The organism is Mycobacterium sp. NGS68 (assembly GCF_059812195.1).
This window is the reverse complement of record NZ_JCALCE010000001.1, coordinates 559094-577094: the sequence shown is the minus strand read 5'-3', so window position 1 is coordinate 577094 and position 18001 is coordinate 559094. Positions and strand designations below refer to the sequence as shown.

Sequence of the window (18001 nt, the reverse complement as noted above, 5' to 3'; positions counted from 1 at the left end):
CCGCGCCGCGCTGCGCCTACGCTCGTGTTCACATGCGCCTCCGATGTGGACAGCGTGGAAAGACACCGGAAGTATTGAGCGCGGGTCCAGTTGAAGGGTGACTGAGTGAAGATTCCGGGTATCGGCCTGGTGGGGAGTTTGGCCGACGGCGTAACCGGTGGGGCAACACAGCTAGTGCGCGCCGCGTCGGGGGCCGCGGACACGCTGCAGATGCTGGCCAGCCCGGTCGTGGAGCTCGTCGTCCCGGTGGTGCAGTCGGCGGCGCAATCGACCGGTCGTGCGCTCGGGGCCACCAACGGCTCGGACCGCGCGAAAGCCCACCCCAACCCGCCGGTGCGCTGGCAGAGCGGCAACCGCGTGCACCTGGACCTCGACCCGCTGCTGCCGTTCCCGCGGTGGGACGAGCATGCGGCGGTGGTGGAGGAGCCCGTGCGCCGGATCCCGGGTGTGGCCAAGGCGCACGTCGAGGCCGCGCTGGGCCGGCTGGTCGTCGAGATCGACGAGGACCGCACTGGTGCCGACGCCGACGCCGTCCTCGACGAGGTGCGTGACGTGGTGGGCGACGTCGCAGCCGATCTGACGTTCGTGGGGTCGGGTTCGCCGGCACCGGCCGCGGCGTTCGCCGATCCGGGCAACCCCTTGGCGATTCTGGTGCCGCTGACGGCCGCCGCGATGGATCTGGTCGCGATGACCGCCGCCATCACCGGGTCGGTCGCCCAACTGCCCGCGGCACCCCGGACCACCCGGGCCATCGTCGCCCTGATCAATCACCAACCCCGCATGGTCTCGCTGGTGGAATCGCGACTGGGCCGGGTGGGCACCGACATCGCGCTCAGCGCCGCGACGGCGGCGTCGAACGGGCTGACCCAGGCGTTCGGCACCCCGATGCTGGATCTGGCGCAACGAACCCTGCAGCTCTCCGAGGCCGCGGCGCACCGGCGCGTCTGGCGCGACCGCGAACCGCAGTTGGCGTCGCCCGCGCGGCCGCAGGCGCCGGTGGTGCCGATCATTTCGTCGGCGGGCGCCAAAACGCAGGCGCCCCGGCACAACTGGGCCGCGGCGGCGGCGGGTGACGAAGCCCACGTCGTCGTCGGCGGGGCCATCGACGCCGCGATCGACACCGCCAAGGGCTCGATGAAGGGGCCGGTGGAGAGCTACGCCGATTCGGCGGCGAACGGGTCGCTGATCGCGGCGGCCAGCGCGCTGCTGGCCGGCGGCGGCACCGAAGACGCGGCCGGCGCGATCCTGGCCGGGGTCCCCAGGGCGGCGCACATGGGCCGTCAGTCGTTCGCGGCGGTGCTGGGCCGCGGCCTGGCCAACGCGGGTCAACTGGTGCTCGACCCGGGTGCGCTGCGCCGCCTGGACCGCGTGCAAGTGGTCGTCATCGACGGCGCCGCGCTGCGCGGCGATCACCGCGCCGTCCTGCATGCGGAAGGGGACGAACCCGGCTGGGACGACGACCGGGTCTACGAGGTCGCCGACGCGCTGCTGCACGGCGAGGAGGCGCCCGAGCCGGACCCCGACGAGCTGCCGGCGACTGGCGCGCGGCTGAGATGGATTCGGCCGCAAGGGCCTTCGGCCGCACCCGCGCAGGGCCTCGAACGTGCCGATTTGGTGGTCGACGGCCAGCGGGTCGGCAGCGTCGCCGTCGGGTGGGAGGTCGACCCGTACGCAATCCCGCTGTTCCAGACCGCGCACCGCACCGGGGCCCGGGTGGTGCTGCGGCACGTCGCGGGCACCGAGGACCTGAACGCCAGTGTCGGCGCGTCGCACCCCCCGGGCACGCCGCTGCTGAAGCTGGTGCGCGACCTGCGGACCGACCGCGGGCCGGTGCTGCTGATCACCGCGCTGCACCGCGACTTCGCATCGACCGACACGCTGGCCGCGCTGGCCATCGCCGACGTCGGTGTGGCACTTGACGATCCGCGTGCCGCCACACCCTGGACCGCCGACATCATCACCGGCACCGATCTGGCGGCGGCGGTCCGGATCCTGTCGGCGATTCCGGTCGCCCGCTCGGCCAGCGAATCCGCGGTGCACCTCGCCCAGGGCGGCACCACGCTGGCCGGCCTGCTGTTGGTCACCGGCACCGAAGGCCGATCCAACGTCGGCTTCCGACGCTGGCTCAACCCCGTGAACGCCGCCGCCGCAACGGCTTTGGTGTCGGGGACGTGGTCGGCCAGCAAGGTGCTGCGGCTGGCCGATCCCACGCCGCAGCCGCTGACCGCCTGGCACGCGCTGGACCCCGAGATCGTCTACTCACGGCTGGCCGGCGGCGCCAGGCCGCTGGCCGTCGAGGCCGGAACACCGGCCTGGCGGCGCATTCTGGACGACCTGTCCTACGAGCCGGTGGCCGCGCCGCTGCGCGGCCCGCTGCAGGCCCTGGGCCGGCTGGCGATCGCCACCCGGCATGAGCTCGCCGATCCGCTGACCCCGATCCTGGCGGTAGGTGCGGCGGCGTCGGCGATCGTGGGCAGCAACGTCGACGCGCTGCTGGTGGCCGGCGTCATGACGGTCAACGCGATAACCGGTGGGGTGCAACGGTTGCGGGCCGAGGCTGCGGCCGCCGAACTGTTCGCCGAACAAGACCAGCTGGTGCGCCGTGTCGTCGTCCCGGCCGTGGCGACCACGCGTCGTCGGCTGGAGGCCGCCCAGCACACCACCCGCACCGCGACGGTTTCCGCGAAGTCGCTGCGGGTCGGCGACGTCATCGACCTGGCGGCACCGGAGGTGGTCCCCGCCGACTGCCGCCTGCTGGTGGCCGAGGACCTTGAGGTCGACGAGTCCCTGCTCACCGGCGAGTCGCTGCCGGTGGACAAGCAGGTGGATGCCGTCGCGGTCAACGACGCCGACCGGGCCAGCATGCTGTTCGAGGGCAGCACGATCGTCGCGGGGCGCGCCCGCGCGATCGTCGTCGCCACCGGCGTCGGCACCGCCGCCCAACGCGCCATCTCCGCGGTCGCCGACGTCGAAACGTCGGCCGGCGTGCAGGCCCGGCTGCGCGAGCTCACCAGCAAGGTGCTGCCGCTGACCCTGGCCGGTGGGGCCGCGGTGACGGGGCTGGCGCTGCTGCGTCGCGCCCCGCTGCGGCAGGCCGTGGCCGACGGTGTCGCGATCGCGGTGGCCGCCGTGCCCGAGGGCCTGCCGTTGGTGGCCACGCTGTCTCAGCTCGCGGCCGCGCAGCGGCTCACGGCACAGGGCGCGCTGGTCCGCGCGCCGCGCACCATCGAGGCGCTGGGCCGCGTCGACACCGTCTGCTTCGACAAGACCGGCACGCTGACCGAGAACCGGTTGCGCGTGGTGTGCGCCGTGCCCGCAAAGGGCAAGGCCGAGGGCCCGTATGCACCGTTTGCCAGCGATCCGCAATCCGCGACGGTGCTGCGCAAGGCCGCGTGGGCATCCACCCAGCCGCACGACGGACAGGGCCACGCGCACGCCACCGACGAGGCGATCCTCACCGCGGCGAGCTCGCTCAACGGGCAGGCCGCGTCGGGCTGGACCGTGCTTGCGGAGGTGCCCTTCGAGTCGAGTCGTGGCTTCGCCGCGTCGATCGGAACGATGAGCAGCGACCCCGGTACGCCGATGCTGATGCTCAAGGGCGCTCCCGAGGTCGTTCTGCCGCGCTGCCGGTTCGACGAAGCCGAGTCCGACGCCGAACTTGCGCACGCCGAATCGGTGGTGCACAGCCTCGCCGAGCAGGGCCTGCGGGTGCTTGCGGTGGCGCAGCGCCCGTGGATTCACGACACCGAGGACGACGACGACACCGACGCCGACGCCGTCGACGAGGCGGCGCACGGATTGGAGCTGATCGGCTACGTCGGGCTCGCGGACACCGCACGGCCGTCGTCGCGTCCGCTGATCGAGGCGCTGGTGGACGCCCGGCGCAACGTCGTGCTGATCACCGGCGACCACCCGGTCACGGCGCGCGCCATCGCGCGGCAGCTGGGACTGCCGGAGGATGCCCGGGTGGTGACCGGCGCCGAACTCGTCGGACTGGACGACGACGGACGTGCGAAGCTGGTCGCCGACGTGCAGGTCTTCGCCCGGGTGAGCCCCGAACAGAAGGTGCAGATCGTGGCGGCGCTGCAGCGCCGCGGGCGAGTGACCGCGATGGTCGGCGACGGCGCCAACGACGCCGCCGCCATCCGGATGGCCGACGTGGGCATCGGGGTCAGCGGTCGCGGTTCCTCGGCCGCGCGCGGGGCCGCCGACATCGTGCTGACCGACGAAGACCTCGGTGTGCTGCTCGACGCGCTGGTCGAGGGCCGCACCATGTGGGCGGGCGTGCGGGACGCGGTGACGATCCTGGTCGGCGGCAACGTCGGCGAGGTGCTGTTCACCATCATCGGGACGGCGCTGGGCTCCGGGCGGGCGCCGGTGGGCACCCGTCAGCTGCTGCTGGTGAACCTGCTCACCGACATGTTCCCGGCCCTCGCCGTCGCGGTGACCTCACAATTCGAAGAGCCCGACGAGGCCGACTTCTCCTCCGACGAGGACCACGAGGCGGCCCGCCGCGCCTACCAGCGCGCGGTGCTGATGTCCCCGACGCCGTCACTCGATGCGCCGCTGATGCGCCAGATCGTCAACCGCGGCGTCGTCACCGCGGCGGGCGCGACGGCCGCCTGGGCCATCGGACGCTGGACGCCGGGAACTGAACGCCGCACGGCGACAATGGGATTGACGGCGGTGGTGACCACCCAGCTGGCTCAGACGCTGCTGACCCGGCGGCACAGCCCGTTGGTCGTGGCCACGGCCCTGGGCAGCGCCGGCGTGCTGATCGGCATCATCCAGACGCCGGTGCTGAGCAACTTCTTCGGGTGCACACCGCTGGGTCCCGTCGCTTGGACGGGTGTGCTGGGTGCCACCGGCGGGGCCACCGCCGTCTCGGTGCTGGCGCCGAAATGGTTGAACAAGACCGTCGGCTCCCTGGTACCCGATCCGAAGAAGTGAACTTTGGGCTGCGGCCCTCCTCGATGACTCTGCGCCTACCGCGCAGGAGTCCGAGTAGCCGGCACGCTCAGCGCAGACTCAACGCAGCAGGGCCCGCCCGCCGCGCAGGAGCCCGCGACAATGACCCGGCCCCAGTGGACAACCAGCACTAATTACATGCATGTAATTAATAGCAACTATCACGGCCATTCAATCGAATTGTTTTCTGCCGGAAACAAAGCCGACGACGGCTTCCGACAACTCGATGTTTAAACCAGCCGGCCGGCAGATCGAACATGAAAACCATTGCAGTACAGCTATTTTAGACGCAGCGAACCAGGGCTCCCTGCGTCCCGGCAAGGCCGGAGGTCACCATTTGAAGAAGACTCCGTCACGACCTGGTTCGTGCCTCATATCGGTTGGGCAACCAATTCAGTCATCCATCTAGGCAGGGTTTCCAGATGGCGATACCGTTCCGCTGCAGGGGGTCAAAGGGAAACACGGGGCACGGGTAAAGGAAGAAAGTTGAATACCTTCAATCGTTTCAACATCGCGCTAGTCGTCGGCGCGGGGTTGTGCGGAGCCGCGATGGCGCTGAGTCCGGGTGCGTCGGCGGCGCCGCTGCCGATGGGCGGACCCACCTGCATCGACCAGATGGCGGGCGCCGCGCTGCCGATCGTCCCGGCCGCACCCGTGCCGCTGGTCCTGCCCGGCCCGCTCGCGCCGGTCGTTCCGGTCGCACCGGTCGTGCCTCCTGTCCCCGTCGTGCCTCCTGTGCCCGTGCCGATCGTGCCCGCCGCACCGGTAGTCGCCGGGCCCGTCGCCGCCCTGCCGGCCGCCGCGCCGCTGGAAACCATGGCGGGCACCGGCAAGGGTGCCCCGGTGATCCCGGCCGCGCCGGTTTCGGCTCCGGTCGTCCTGCCGGGCCCGATTCCTGCCCCGGCGGCCCCGCCGATCGAGTCGGTCCTGGTCGGTGTCGTGGCCCCGGATGCCACGCCCGCGGTGTGCGCGAAACCGCAGTGACACCAACCTATTCCTGCACGATCACCGGGTCTCCGATGTTGACGGTGTTGTAGTACCACTCGGCATCGGCGGGACGCAGGCTGATGCAGCCGTGGCTGACGTTCTCGGCGCCCATCGCTTGGACCGCCCAGGGGGCCGAATGGACGTAGAGACCGCGGCTGGTGATACGGACGGCGTAGTCGACGTTGAGCCGGTAGCCCTCGGGGTCGTCGACGGGGATGCCGACGCTGCTCGAGTCCATGATCACCGAGCGGTTCTTCGCCATCACGGCGTAGGTGCCGACGGGCGTTGGGAATTCGGCCTTGCCCATCGTCGCCGGCATCACCCCTTCTTCGCCGTAGTGGGGTCCGTGATGGGGCGCCGGCAGGGGGATCGGCGGCCCGTCCGGCGCCCCGTCGATGCTCACCCGGAAGGTGTGCTCGGAGATCTTGGCGACGCCGACGACGGCGGGGCCCGTCTTGAAGTCGGTGGCCAGGCCGTGCACGGACACCGATACGGTGCTGTGCGCCGGCCAGAATCGGTCGGGTACCCACTGCACGACGTCGTCGTCGAGCCACTCGAACCGGCCGGTCATCGGGGGCACCGACTGCACGCCTAGGGTGCGTTCGGCCGCCGCCCGGTTGGCCACCGGCCCAACGAATTTCACGACGACGGGGTGCGCGACGCCGACGACCTGGCCCGGCGCCGGCAGGACGGATGCGACGGTGAGGTCGTGCGGGCGGGTCGCCACCGCCAGCGTCACGCGGACCGGCGCCGTGAGCGTCGTAGCAGCGATCCCTAGCAACACCAGAACAGACAGAACTGCCGTGCGCATCGCTTCCCATCACCTGCCTGGAATGAACATCACCGTTGTAATTCGTCGATGCTATGGGGCGCCGACGGGTGAACGGCCATGCGCGCGCCAGCATTTCGGTCAAGTCTCGGTCAAGCTTTGGTCACGGCGAAGACGCCGGGGAGGCGTTTAGGTAACGAGCTCCTTGCGCAGCACCTTGCCGGCGGGGTTGCGCGGGATGTCGCTGACGAGGTTGATGTCCCTGGGCTGCTCGAACCGAGACACCTTGCCCTTCAAGTACTCTCGCAGTCCCGGTACGTCGACGACGCTGCCGGGGCGGACGACGACGAACGCGGCCAGTCGGCGGCCGAACTTCTCGTCGGGCACCCCGATCACGGCGATCTCGGCGACGTCGGGGTGTTCGGCGAGCGCGTTCTCCAGCGCGCGGGGATACACGTTTTCGCCACCGGAGACGATCATGTCGTCCTCCCGGCCCACGATGTAGAGCCGGCCCGAATTGTCCAGGTAGCCCATGTCCCCGGTGCTGGTCATGCGATCGATCACGGTTTTGCCGCCACCGCCGGTGTAGCCGTCGGCGCCCAGTTCGCCGCCGACGAAGATGCGTCCGGTGACGCGCGGACCGACCGGCCTGCCGGATCGGTCGAAGATGCGCACCGGGCAACCGGCAACCGGCTTGCCCACCGTCTCCGGGGCGTTGCGGACCTCCGTCGGGGTGGCCAGCGCACCGATGCCGACCTCGGTGGAGCCGTAGGCGTTGTAGAGGACGTCGCCGTAGGCGTCCATGAACCGCCGCCCCAGGCTAGGGTCGAGGCGGTCGCCGCTGGAGATCACCACCCGCAGGCACGGCAGCGCGTTTCGGGACCGCACCCGCTGCGGCAGGTCCAGGATGCGCGCCAGCATGATGGGGACCACGCTCATCGCGTCGGCACGCTGCAGCGAGGCCTGCGCGAGCGTGGTCTCCGCGTCGAAGCGCCGATGCGTCAGCACGGTGCCGCCCAGGCTTATGGCGAGCATCAGCATGCCCAGGCCCAGGCCGTGAAACATCGGTACCGCCACCGCGATTCGCGATCCGATGCGCAGACCGGTGCGCTCGAGGATCGTCACGCCGACGCCGACGCCCGAGCTGATTCGCGGCGCGCGCGGGACCCCCTTGGGCACGCCGGTGGTGCCCGACGTGAGCAGCACGATGCGGCCCGACTCCGCGACCTTGGGCCGCGCATCGCCCGCCCGGGGCTCGATCATCTCGGGATCGATCACGGCGACGGACCCGTCCGCCTCGCGAATCTGGCCGGCGAACTCGTCGTCGGCGAACATCGTCTTGATTTGATGCGTCGCCAGCGCGCCCGCCAACGCGTTGCGCCGGAACTCCGTGTTCACCAGCACGACATCGGCGCCGACCAGGCCGGCCGCGAACGCCGACGCGACGAACCCGCGCCCGTTGCGGCACATGACCCCGACCGCCTGGCCCGACCCGACGCCGGCGCGGGCGAGCTCCCGGGCCAGCGCCTCGGTCTTAGCCTGCAGCTCGCGGTAACTGAGGGCGCCGTCGTCGTCGATGATCGCCGTGCGGTCCGGCCAGCGCGCGGCCGCGACGGCGAGCAGCGTGTACACGTTCGTCCCGCCCCGATACACCTCGCGGACCAGCCGCAACAGCCCGACCGGCGCGGGCGGGCTGAGCAATCCGGACGACACGAGTGCCCGCGCGGCAGTGGCGGCCACGCTGCCGGTCGTCATGCGAGTTCCCCCAGCCCGCCGGCGGGTTCGGCGAAGAACCGGCTGTACCAGAGCCGGGCCGCGAGGTCGGCCGGCCCGGCCAGCAGCACCGAGGCGATCTCGGCCGGCCACACCCACGGCGGTTCGTTGCTGCGCGGCCGCTCGATGATCGCCTTGGCGATCGCGTCGGCGGCCTCGTCCGGGTATAGGCCCGGCAGCCTGCCCAGCAGCGGCGTCGGCTCGATCATTCGGGTCCGGACCAGCGCGAAGTAGACGGACGTCACGTCCACCCCGTCGCCGTGCAGTTCGGGCGCCACGCTGCGCAGCCAGCGATCGAACGCCCCCTTGGACGCCTGGTAGGCGCCCCACTGCGGACCGGGCACCACGCGCACGCCGACGCTGGAGACGTTCACGATGTGGCCGCGGCCGTTTTCCCGCATGGCCGGCAGCAACCCGAGCAGCAGCCAGATGGGGCCCAGGTAGTTGACGTCGATGGTGCGCTGAAAGTCGTGCGGGCGGTCGTACTGCTGGTGCAACGAGCGGCGCAACGACTTGCCGGCGTTGCTGACCACGATGTCCAGCGGGCCATGATGCTCGGTGATCTGCTTGGTCAGCACGTTGACGGCGGTCTCGTCGGTGAGGTCGGTGGGATAGGCGATCGCCGTCCCGCCACCGGCATTGATCGCCGCCGCGAGGTCGTCGAGCCGCTCCGCGGAGCGCGCCACCACCAGCACGGTCGCGCCGGCCGCGGCCAGCTTGCGCGCCGTCGCCTCGCCGATGCCGTAGGACGCCCCGGTCACCAGGACGGTCTTGCCCGAAACGGCGCTGCGCAGCCTGTCTGGATCCGCGACCTGACCCGGGTTGGCCACCCTGTCGAGTGCCGCGTCGAGGACCGCTGCTATCACATTCATCTTCACTGTCGCATTTCGCATCGCCCGGCGAGAGCGGCCACTGCTTGACCCTGCTCCTCGATTCGTAACCTACCGGTAGGAGACCACATCGCAATCCGAATCGAGATACCCGCCCGTCGGTGACTTAAGACACAATTGACGCAGCCGCATATAACACCTGTGCCCGCGGCTGTAAACCTCAATCACCGATATAACCCTTGCTGCGCATCAGCACATCCGCCAGAAATCCGTCATGCGGGATGTGGGGTGCAGCGTGATAGGTCGGACGACGGCCGCGGTAGACGTTGCCCACCGTCGGTTCGGCCAGCAGGCCATCGATCAGCGCGTCGTCACCGGTGATCGCGGTGACCACCAGCGACCCCCGCAGCGGGCCCAGGCCGGCCGCCCGCGACCACGGCGCCACCCACACGCAGGGGAACGGCAACTCGATGCCGAGTCGCGCGGGATCGGGGTCGGCCAGCACGTGCACGGCCGGGCGGAGCGCCGCGCAGCCCTCCCCCAGCACGGCGACGACCTGGTCGGCGCCCAGCAGCGGCTTCGTCCCGGCGGCTTTGGCCGCCAGGTAGCCGGCCAGGGCGCGGGCGGAGTCGACGGGCTGGGTCGGCAGGAGCGCGCGCTCGTCGTCGGAGGGCAGCGGCTCGATGGATGCCAGCCGTTGCGCGATCGCCTCGGCCAACGGCCCGGGATCGCCCTCGTAGAGCACGGCGGTGGTGTTGACGCACGCCATTCCGCCCAAGTTGGCGATCGAGTCGATGACGACGTCGACGTATTCCCGCCAATCCCGGTCCGCGGTGATCAGGATCTTCGCGCGGCCGGGTCCGTTCACCCGCACCTTCGGGTCACCCGCGTATTTGTCGACGATCCCCTGGCCGCCGTAGACCAGCGCGAGGTCGGCCGACCGCACCAGCTCGTCCGCCCCGGCGTGGTCGGTGGGCAGGTAGACCGCGTCCGCCGGCCGAAACCCGGCCTGGCGCAGCGCATTCACCAGCCGATGCGCAGTCAGCGGCTCACGGCGCGACGGCCTTATCGCGACCCGGTAGCCGAGCGCGAGCGCCTGGGGCCACAGGCCGTGGACGCCCGGACCGTTCCCGGCCGCGAGCACCCCGAACACGTCGCCGGACCGGGTCCACACCGCGCCGTCGGCCTCGCGCCAGTCCCACGCGGCGCCGGTGGGCCGGGCGGGGCGCACCGCGTCGAACGCGGAGGCGACGGCGTCGGCCACGCCCTGCGCCGCGGCGCGGGTCACCGAGATCGGGACCCCCGAGATGCGGCTGGCCAACCCGACGTAGGCGGCGAAATCCAGGCCCGCGACGACGCCGGTGGCGAACACTGCGGCAGCGTCGGCCAGCGCCGCTTCACGCTGTGCGCGCGGCAACGGCGTGGCCTTGCGCTGCGCCGCGAGGGCGCGCGCCACGTACAGCGGCGGCGCCAGGCTCAGTTCGGCGACCGGCATCCCGGCCGTCGTGGTGAGCACCTCGCGGTTGCGCGTCCGGTATCCGCCGTCGGGACCCAGCGCGTCGATGCTCAACAGATCCGCTGTGGCGCTTGCGCGTTCGTCGCCCACTAGTACACGCCTTCGATCACGGTCTCGCCCTCGAAGGTGGTCACCGGGTGCACCGCGCTGACCGAATCGCCGACCTGGCCCGCGGGCCCGGGCATCCGAATCGCCAGGTCGCGTTCCAGGTTGTTCGGAATGAACATGCCCTTGCTGATGTGGTGCATCACCACCTGGCCGCGCTGCCCGTAGGGCACCGGGGCTCCGGTACCCGGATCGATGACCCAGAAGACGACGTAGGGGGTGCGCGGGTCGAACACGAACGACCCGTCGTCGGCGATTCGCGTCACCGCCTGGGACAGGACCATGGTGCTGCCGAAGGCCATCGTGATGGTGGTGGCGGGAAAGATGCCGCGCAGCAGGTCCAGCGTGTCGGCGTCCACGTGCGCGCCGCTGAGCAGCAGGTAGCGGATCTTCTCGTTGATCAGGTCCACCACCCGGTCGTTGCGCGCGAACGCATCCAGCAGCGGCGGGGAGGTGTGCAGGTTCGCGACGGTCTGCGTCGCCAGCACGGACGTCGCCTGCTCAACGACGTGGTCGACGTACGCCGCCACCTCCGCCCCGGCCTGGCGGGCTGCGAGCTTCTTGACCCAGCGCGGGTCCAGGTCGACGGTGTAGAACGTCGAGCCCAGCCGCTCGGCGACCCGCCGCGAGAAGTAGCCCACCCCGTGCGGACCGGCCGGCATCACGCACAACAGGCCCCGGCCCGCGACGAAGCCGCCCCCCGCGAAGTCCTCGGTCTGCCAATCCAGCACCTGCGCAACCCAATCCGGCAACTGAGCGGTCCGCTTGGGGGCGCCGGTGGTGCCGCCGGACTCGAAGACCAGGGGTACCGGCGGCGGGCATCCCGGCGCACTGTAGCCGCGCGGGATGAGATCCTCCGTCGGCGCCTCCCGCAGCTCGTTGACCAGGTTGGGAAACCGGCGCAGATCCGCGAATGTCCGGATCTCGGTAAACGGGTCGAACGCCAGCGTCTCTGCCTTGCGCAGCCAGAACGGGGAGCCGGTGTCCGCACCGAAGTGCCAGGCGATTGCGGCGCGCAGGTAGGCCTCCGGGTCCTCGACCGGCGCCGCCCGCGGGACGTCGAGCAGGGAAAAGTCGGCATCGACCATGCCAGCGATCCTGTCGCAGCGCGGACCCGCCGGGCAATCGGGTTCAGCGAGAAGCCTTCCGGGGTTTGGGCGATGTTCTTCGAGGCGGGCGAGCGAGGCGGCACCTCACGGACCGGGGTCGTGCACGACGACGGACAGCACCCGCACCGTCTCGGACGTGCGGTTGCAGTAGTGGTGCGGTGTCGCGGGGTCGAAGGCCAGCGAATCCCCTTCGGCCAGTCGCAGGGTGTCGAAGCCGATCGACGCTTCCAACTCGCCCTGCAGGACGTACAGGTATTCCCGGCCGTCATGTCGCACGGCCCGGCCATTCTCCGAGGACTGGCCGCCGGGTTCGTACACCACCTCGATGAAGTCGACCCGGCTGTCGTGTGTCGGGGTGAGACGTTCCCACCGGACACCCGTCGAGAGCTCGATGGTGCCGCGGTCACGGGCGCGCTGCACTACGCCGGCGCCGCCGGGGCCGGTGGTCCGTCCCCACGGGGGCCGCGCAGGTTCGGCCGCCGATGCGTCGAGGGGCTCGGGCGGTTGCGGCGGGTCGGCTCCGTCGGCACTGAAGAGGTAATCCAGGGAAATACCCAACTCGTTCGCAATCGCGTACGCCACCGCCGCCGAAGGGGCCGTCACGCCACGCTCAACCTGGGAGACCAGGCTGGCCGAGCAACCGGCCCGCCGCGCGAGTTCGCGGACCGACAGTCCACGCGCCGTCCGGATCTCCCGCACCCGTCCTCCGAGGCCTCCGCCCCGTGGAGACTGCGAGACTTGACCCTTCGCCACAAGCGTCTCCCCAATGTTCATTATTGCGCACGAATATACGGTCAACTGTACACTATTACCGCTGAACAGCCCGCGTCATGCTAAATTCCGGATTCGACTGCACATCGCTGTATGTTATCCTGTACATAGAACGCTGCCGATTGACGAGGAGGAGCCGAGCACATGGCCGACGTACAACTACTGGCATTCGACGCTATCGACAAAGAGGTCTTCACACGCTGGGACATCACCGAACACCAGGTGAACCAGCATCTGGTGAGTAGCGAGCTGACCGGAACACCGGCCGTCGTGGCCGACCTGCTGACATTCCCACCGGGATTCATTCACCACATGCACCGACACCCCAGCGCGGACATGATCGTGGTGCCGCTGTCCGGAACCCTGAGATTCCTCGGCGAATCCGCCGACCCGATCGATCTGACGTCCGGCCAGGTGCTGGTCGTCCCGCGGCACAACTGGCACGAGTTCCGCAACGTCAGCGACTCCGAGACCCGGGCGCTGCACTTCTTCAGCGGGGTGGGCGCGATCGACGACATCGGCTACGAAGCGCACCCGGATCAGTTTCGCCTGGCCGCGGACGGCACGAAGGGAGCCGAGCATGCCTGATGACCGGCGAATCGGCTGGTTGGGAACCGGTCGCATCGGAACCGCGATGGCCGCGCGCCTGCTGGAATCGGGTGCCGCGCTGACGGTCTGGAACCGCACCGCGTCGAAAGCGGCGCCGCTGGTCGAACGCGGCGCCACCCAGGCGGACGCTCTGCACGACCTGGGGCGTTGCGACGTCGTGTTCACCTCGGTCACCTCGTCGCCGGACCTCGTCGAGGTGATGTCGGGTCGGGACGGCCTGCTCGGCGCGGAGACCGCGCCCAGCATCGTGGTGGATACCTCGACGGTTTCCGCCGAGACGGCCGCACAGGTCAGGGCCGAGGCGGCCGCGCATGGCGTCGGGTTCCTGTCGGCGCCGGTGAGCGGCAACACCGGTATGGTCGCCGACGGCCGCGCGGCGATCGTCGCATCCGGGCCGGAACCGATCTTCGACACCGTCCTGCCGTATCTGCGGGCCATCGCGCCCAACGTGACTTATGCCGGCGCGGCCGAAGAGGCACGGCTGGTGAAACTGGCACACAACCTGTTGTTGGGCATGATCACCCAGTCACTGGCCGAAGTGACCACGCTCGCCGAGAAGGGCGGGGTGGCTGCGACGGCCTTCCTGGACTTCATCGACGGATCGGTGCTGGGCTCGGCATTCATCGAGTCCAAGGGCCGCGCGATCCGCGACCGCAACTACGAGCCCACCTTCACCACCGAGAACCTGCGCAAGGACTTCGACCTGGGGCTCGCGCAAGCCCGGGCCCTGGAGGTGCCGATGCCGGTGGCCGCGGCCACATACCAGCTCGTCCAGACCGCGATCGGCCACGGGCACCGTAGCGCCGACTACGCCGCGCTGTACGAGGAGACCGCGCGCGCGGCCGCCCTGCCGAGATATCACGAGTAGCCAGGAGCAACGATGTCGTTCACCACCCAACCCGCCCTCGTCGTCAACCACGTCGGGATCACCGTCCCGGACATTCATGCCGCGATCGACTGGTACGGGGAAGTTTTCGGCTTTCGCATCATCATGGGTCCGCGCGTGCTCGAGAGCGACGGCCACGCGGAGGCCGCGTCGGTCTTCGGCGGCCACTTTCGCCGCGCCTTGCAGGCACACCTGCTCACGGGGAATTCCGTGGGCATCGAGCTCTTCCAGTTCATCGAGCCGCCGACCCGGGCCGTCGGCCCACCGCGGGACCCGGTGCCGTGGCGAGACGGAGGGATCTGGCACCTCTGCATCACCCATCCCGACGTCGCGCAGATGGTCGACCGCATCGTCAAGCACGGGGGCACCGCGCTGACGGCGCCGCAACAATTCGTGCCCGGCCGTCCCTGGACGCTGGCATACACCGCCGACCCGTGGGGCACGGTGCTCGAGATAATGAGCCACAGCTATGCCGAGGCGTTCGGCAACTGGCCGCAGCCCGGGCAACTGGAAACGCCCACCCTGGTCCAACACCCCGAGCCCGACGGTAGGCCCGGCCCCGGGTAAACACCGGGCGTCCACTCGTCACGAGAGACACCGCGCTGCGTCACAATCAGACCGTCATGCCGAAAAACCTGGTCGGCCGAATGTGGCTGGCACTACGTGAAGAAGCGCCCGCGCCGATCGCCGAACCGGACACGTTCGACGAGGCCGAGGTCGCGGCGATGCTGCGCGAGCTGGGCATGGCGCTGGTCGAGGTCGTGCAGCCGACGAACCTGGTGCGCACCCGACTGCTGCGCATCGCTCGGCGTTACACCACACAGCATGTGCGGGTGGTCGTGCTGCCGACGGTCCTGCTGGTCCAAGTGGGGGCCGTGGCGTACGAGATTGACGTGACCAGCCGCGCCACCGCGCAGCTGGACCTCGCCGATCGCGTCGACGACATCGCGCGCTTGGCCGCCGCGGGGGCCATCACGCCCGCGGAGGCGGTGGCGAACCTCGTCGAGGCACGCGCGATGCCGTTGCGGTTTCACCCCGCCCTGACCGTGCTGGGCTACGTCGTGACCACCCTCGGCTTCGGCATGATCATCAACCCGACTTGGGCATCGTTGTGGGGGCACGCCTTTCTGGGCCTGGTCGTCGGGCTGATCGTGATCGCAGCACTACGGGTTCCGGCGCTGGGCGCGATCGTCCCCACCCTGGCGGCGATGGCCGTGACGGTGCTGGCCACCTGGTTCGTCGCCGACGCCGCCAACGACGGACTGATGCGGGTCATCGCTCCCTCGCTGGTGGCGATCCTGCCCGGCCTGTCCCTCACGGTCGGCGCGATGGAGCTGGCCGGCTCGGCGATCATCGCGGGCGCCAGTCGTCTCATCTACGGGATCGTCCAGCTGATGCTGATGGTGTTCGGGGTGGCGCTCGGCACGGCGCTCGCGGGCAAGGTGGCGCCGCAGGAACCCTCTCCCCAGATGGGGGCGTGGTCGTTCTACGTGGCGACACTGGTCATCGGGGTCGGCCTGTACATCTACCTGTCGGCGCCCGCCGGATCGCTGGTCTGGCTGACTCTGGCGGTCGGGGTCGCGCTGATCGGGCAGAAGGTCGGGACGCTGTTCCTGTCTCCGGCGCATTCCGGTGCGCTCGGGGCCGCGCTGGTCCTGCCGTTCGCGCTGATGGCGTCGCGCCTCAAAGGCGCGCCGACGCCGCTCGTCATGGTGCTGGCGGCGTTCTGGGCGCTGGTGCCCGGCGCGATGAGCTTCGAGTCGCTGTCGCAAGCCGCCACCGGGGGCCACGGTGACCTGCCCACGCTGATCACCGCGGTCGCCGCCATCTTCTCCATCGCGCTGGGGACCGTGGTCAGCTGGAGCGTGGTGTCCGCTTTCAGCGCGGGCCGCGACCTGTAGGGCGCTTACACCGCGGGACTGTTGTGCAGCCCGCGGGGGTCGACGCCTTCGCGGCGCCATCCCGAGACCGCCCACGGCGCGTAGACGACCGCCAGCGGCAGCCGGTTGACGATCGGGTTCAGTGCGCGCATCACGGCCGCGAAGCGCTGAAACCGCTTCTCCTTCTTGTCATCCCAGGGCAGCTCGCAGACCGCACGCATCTGCGGCGGCAGCGTCCCGACCAGGACCAGCCGGGTGTAGGCGTTCAGCGGGGCGGACAACACCTTCCACACCGGCCGGGGGATCCAGCGCGGGCCGGGAAGGCCCTTGCGGATGTACCCGGTGCCGTACAGCACGGTCTTGTGCGGGACGAACCGCGCCAGCATCCCGTCCCAATAGTCGACGAAGTCGTCGTAGGTCTGCGGCTGGCCACGGTCGCTGACGCCGTAGAAGCTGTACCAGACCTTGCCCTCGTTGAAGATCCGCTCCTTCTCGGCGTAGGACAGCCGCCGGATGAACGTGTCGGTGTTGTAGATGACCTGGTCGACGAACGTGGCGTGGGCCCAGTAGAACAATTCCGGATTCAGCGCGTGGTACCTGGAGCCGTCGCTGATGGTGCCCTTGATCGGCTTGTGGAAGTCGCGCACCTTGCGGCCCCACTCGTGCGGGGCCTCGGAGTAGACCGTCTTCATCAGCGGCGGCGCGGTGCGCTTGGCCCGGCCCAGCGTGTCGCTGAACACCACCGAGTGGTCGAGCACGCCCTGCGCGAGCTGCTCGATGCAGTTCTCGACGCCCGCGACGCGCTGGAACCCGAAGAACTGCGTGCGGTGGTCCCCGTAGAACTTCCAGATCAGCGAGTCCGCGCCCAGTCGCGGCCCACCGTCGGCCGCCTCGGCCAGCACCGGCTCCGCTTCACGCACGCCGGTATCGAAGCTGGTCACACCGTCCTCCTCTTAGCTCAGACGTGATCATGAAACAGAGACACAAAATGATATATTTGTTTCACAGTACCAACCGGTTAGGACCTCGGCAAAGCCAGTGAGCCATCATGCAGTCTGAGATGGGCATCAGGATCAACCGCGCCGCAGCCGAGTCGGGCACCGAGCTCGAGCACACCATCCTGGACACCGCGCGGGCGGTCTTCGAGACCTACGGCGTGCGGCGCGCCAACATCGAGGACGTCGCCGCCCGCGCCGGCGTCAGCCGCAGCACCATCTACCGGCGGTTTCCGACCAAGGACGTGCTGTTCGAGCACGTAGTGCGGCGCGAGGGGCAGATCTTCTTCACCACGCTGGACCAGGCCACCACCGGATGCACGCCGCAGCAGGCGGTGATCGAAGCGTTTGCCCTCGGTGTGCGCCTGGTGCAGGACTCGCCGCTGTACTCGCGCATCGCCGAAAGCGAGCCGGAACTGCTGGGCATGTTCTCCCGGTCCGACGTCTTTCCGATCGGGCAGTTCGCCGACGGGATCGCCCACACCCTGCGCCGATGCGGCGCCGACATGCCCGAGGCGGAACTGGCCGACATCGCCGACATCCTGCTGCGGGTGGCCCTGGGCATCATCGTGTTCCCCACCGACCGGCTCGACACGTCGGATCCCGCGGCCGTCCGCGAGTACGCCGCGCGCTACCTGGTCCCGATCATCGGGCGGCCGGGTCAACGGGATTAGCTCGCGGCGAGCGTGAGCTGGCTGCGAAAAGAGGGCCCGCTTTTCGCAGTGGCTTCACGCTCGGCGAGGGTACGAGGCCGCGAATGTCGCGGGGTCTCGAGGACGGGGTCCCACCCGCTGCGCTGCAAC

14 protein-coding genes are annotated in these 18001 nt (G+C 70.0%); 7 read left to right on the top strand and 7 right to left on the bottom strand.

All coding sequences use genetic code 11. The features are described 5' to 3' along the window. Positions 1 to 105 precede the first annotated feature (105 nt). Entirely contained in the window at positions 106 to 4950 is a 4845-nt protein-coding gene (locus tag AC5Y5V_RS02600) for an HAD-IC family P-type ATPase (protein ID WP_499931017.1), read from the top strand. Positions 4951 to 5454: 504 nt separating this feature from the next. After that, a complete protein-coding gene (locus tag AC5Y5V_RS02595) occupies positions 5455 to 5952 on the top strand; it encodes a hypothetical protein (protein ID WP_499931016.1) in 498 nt (165 codons plus the stop codon). A 7-nt stretch (positions 5953 to 5959) separates the two neighbouring features. Here the strand turns inward: AC5Y5V_RS02595 and AC5Y5V_RS02590 are convergent, their stop codons facing one another. The 6 genes from AC5Y5V_RS02590 to AC5Y5V_RS02565 all read right to left on the bottom strand — a co-directional run bounded on the left by AC5Y5V_RS02590 (position 5960) and on the right by AC5Y5V_RS02565 (position 12756). Continuing rightward, complete coding sequence (locus AC5Y5V_RS02590) at positions 5960 to 6766, bottom strand: L,D-transpeptidase (protein ID WP_499931015.1); 807 nt, start codon at positions 6764 to 6766, stop codon at positions 5960 to 5962. Positions 6767 to 6913: 147 nt separating this feature from the next. Then, positions 6914 to 8479 (bottom strand): AMP-binding protein, encoded by a 1566-nt coding sequence (locus AC5Y5V_RS02585; RefSeq protein WP_499931014.1) that lies wholly within the window; start codon positions 8477 to 8479, stop codon positions 6914 to 6916. Further along, a complete protein-coding gene (locus AC5Y5V_RS02580; RefSeq protein WP_499931013.1) occupies positions 8476 to 9369 on the bottom strand; it encodes an SDR family NAD(P)-dependent oxidoreductase in 894 nt (297 codons plus the stop codon). Before AC5Y5V_RS02580 ends, AC5Y5V_RS02585 begins: the two co-directional genes overlap by 4 nt. Before the next feature lie 178 nt (positions 9370 to 9547). Beyond that, a complete protein-coding gene (locus AC5Y5V_RS02575; protein WP_499931107.1) occupies positions 9548 to 10900 on the bottom strand; it encodes an aldehyde dehydrogenase family protein in 1353 nt (450 codons plus the stop codon). 32 nt (positions 10901 to 10932) lie between these two features. Further along, positions 10933 to 12036, bottom strand: a complete 1104-nt coding sequence (locus AC5Y5V_RS02570; protein ID WP_499931012.1) for a phenazine antibiotic biosynthesis protein — start codon at positions 12034 to 12036, stop codon at positions 10933 to 10935. Between the two features lie 105 nt (positions 12037 to 12141). After that, positions 12142 to 12756 carry a helix-turn-helix domain-containing protein gene (locus AC5Y5V_RS02565; protein ID WP_499931011.1) on the bottom strand — a complete coding sequence of 205 codons (615 nt, stop codon included), beginning with the start codon at positions 12754 to 12756 and terminating at the stop codon, positions 12142 to 12144. A 216-nt stretch (positions 12757 to 12972) separates the two neighbouring features. On the opposite strand from AC5Y5V_RS02565, the gene AC5Y5V_RS02560 reads away from it, so the two are divergent. The 4 genes from AC5Y5V_RS02560 to AC5Y5V_RS02545 are packed head-to-tail and all read left to right on the top strand — an operon-like array spanning position 12973 to position 16224. Further along, the gene (locus AC5Y5V_RS02560) at positions 12973 to 13416 is read left to right on the top strand and encodes a cupin domain-containing protein (RefSeq protein WP_499931010.1); all 444 of its coding nucleotides are present in this window, start codon (positions 12973 to 12975) and stop codon (positions 13414 to 13416) included. Further along, positions 13367 to 14305: an NAD(P)-dependent oxidoreductase gene (locus AC5Y5V_RS02555; RefSeq protein ID WP_499931106.1), complete on the top strand. Its 939-nt coding sequence runs from the start codon at positions 13367 to 13369 to the stop codon at positions 14303 to 14305. Before AC5Y5V_RS02560 ends, AC5Y5V_RS02555 begins: the two co-directional genes overlap by 50 nt. Positions 14306 to 14317: 12 nt before the next feature. Further along, on the top strand, positions 14318 to 14890 hold the full coding sequence (locus tag AC5Y5V_RS02550; RefSeq protein ID WP_499931009.1) for a VOC family protein: 573 nt from the start codon (positions 14318 to 14320) through the stop codon (positions 14888 to 14890). A gap of 56 nt (positions 14891 to 14946) precedes the next feature. Further along, complete coding sequence (locus tag AC5Y5V_RS02545; protein ID WP_499931008.1) at positions 14947 to 16224, top strand: threonine/serine exporter family protein; 1278 nt, start codon at positions 14947 to 14949, stop codon at positions 16222 to 16224. A gap of 5 nt (positions 16225 to 16229) precedes the next feature. Here AC5Y5V_RS02545 and AC5Y5V_RS02540 read toward each other — a convergent pair whose 3' ends face one another. Then, on the bottom strand, positions 16230 to 17144 hold the full coding sequence (locus AC5Y5V_RS02540; RefSeq protein WP_499931007.1) for an oxygenase MpaB family protein: 915 nt from the start codon (positions 17142 to 17144) through the stop codon (positions 16230 to 16232). 107 nt (positions 17145 to 17251) lie between these two features. Between AC5Y5V_RS02540 and AC5Y5V_RS02535 the strand changes: the two genes are divergently transcribed. Next, positions 17252 to 17872 carry a TetR/AcrR family transcriptional regulator gene (locus AC5Y5V_RS02535; RefSeq protein WP_499931006.1) on the top strand — a complete coding sequence of 207 codons (621 nt, stop codon included), beginning with the start codon at positions 17252 to 17254 and terminating at the stop codon, positions 17870 to 17872. The last annotated feature ends 129 nt before the right edge of the window (positions 17873 to 18001 follow it).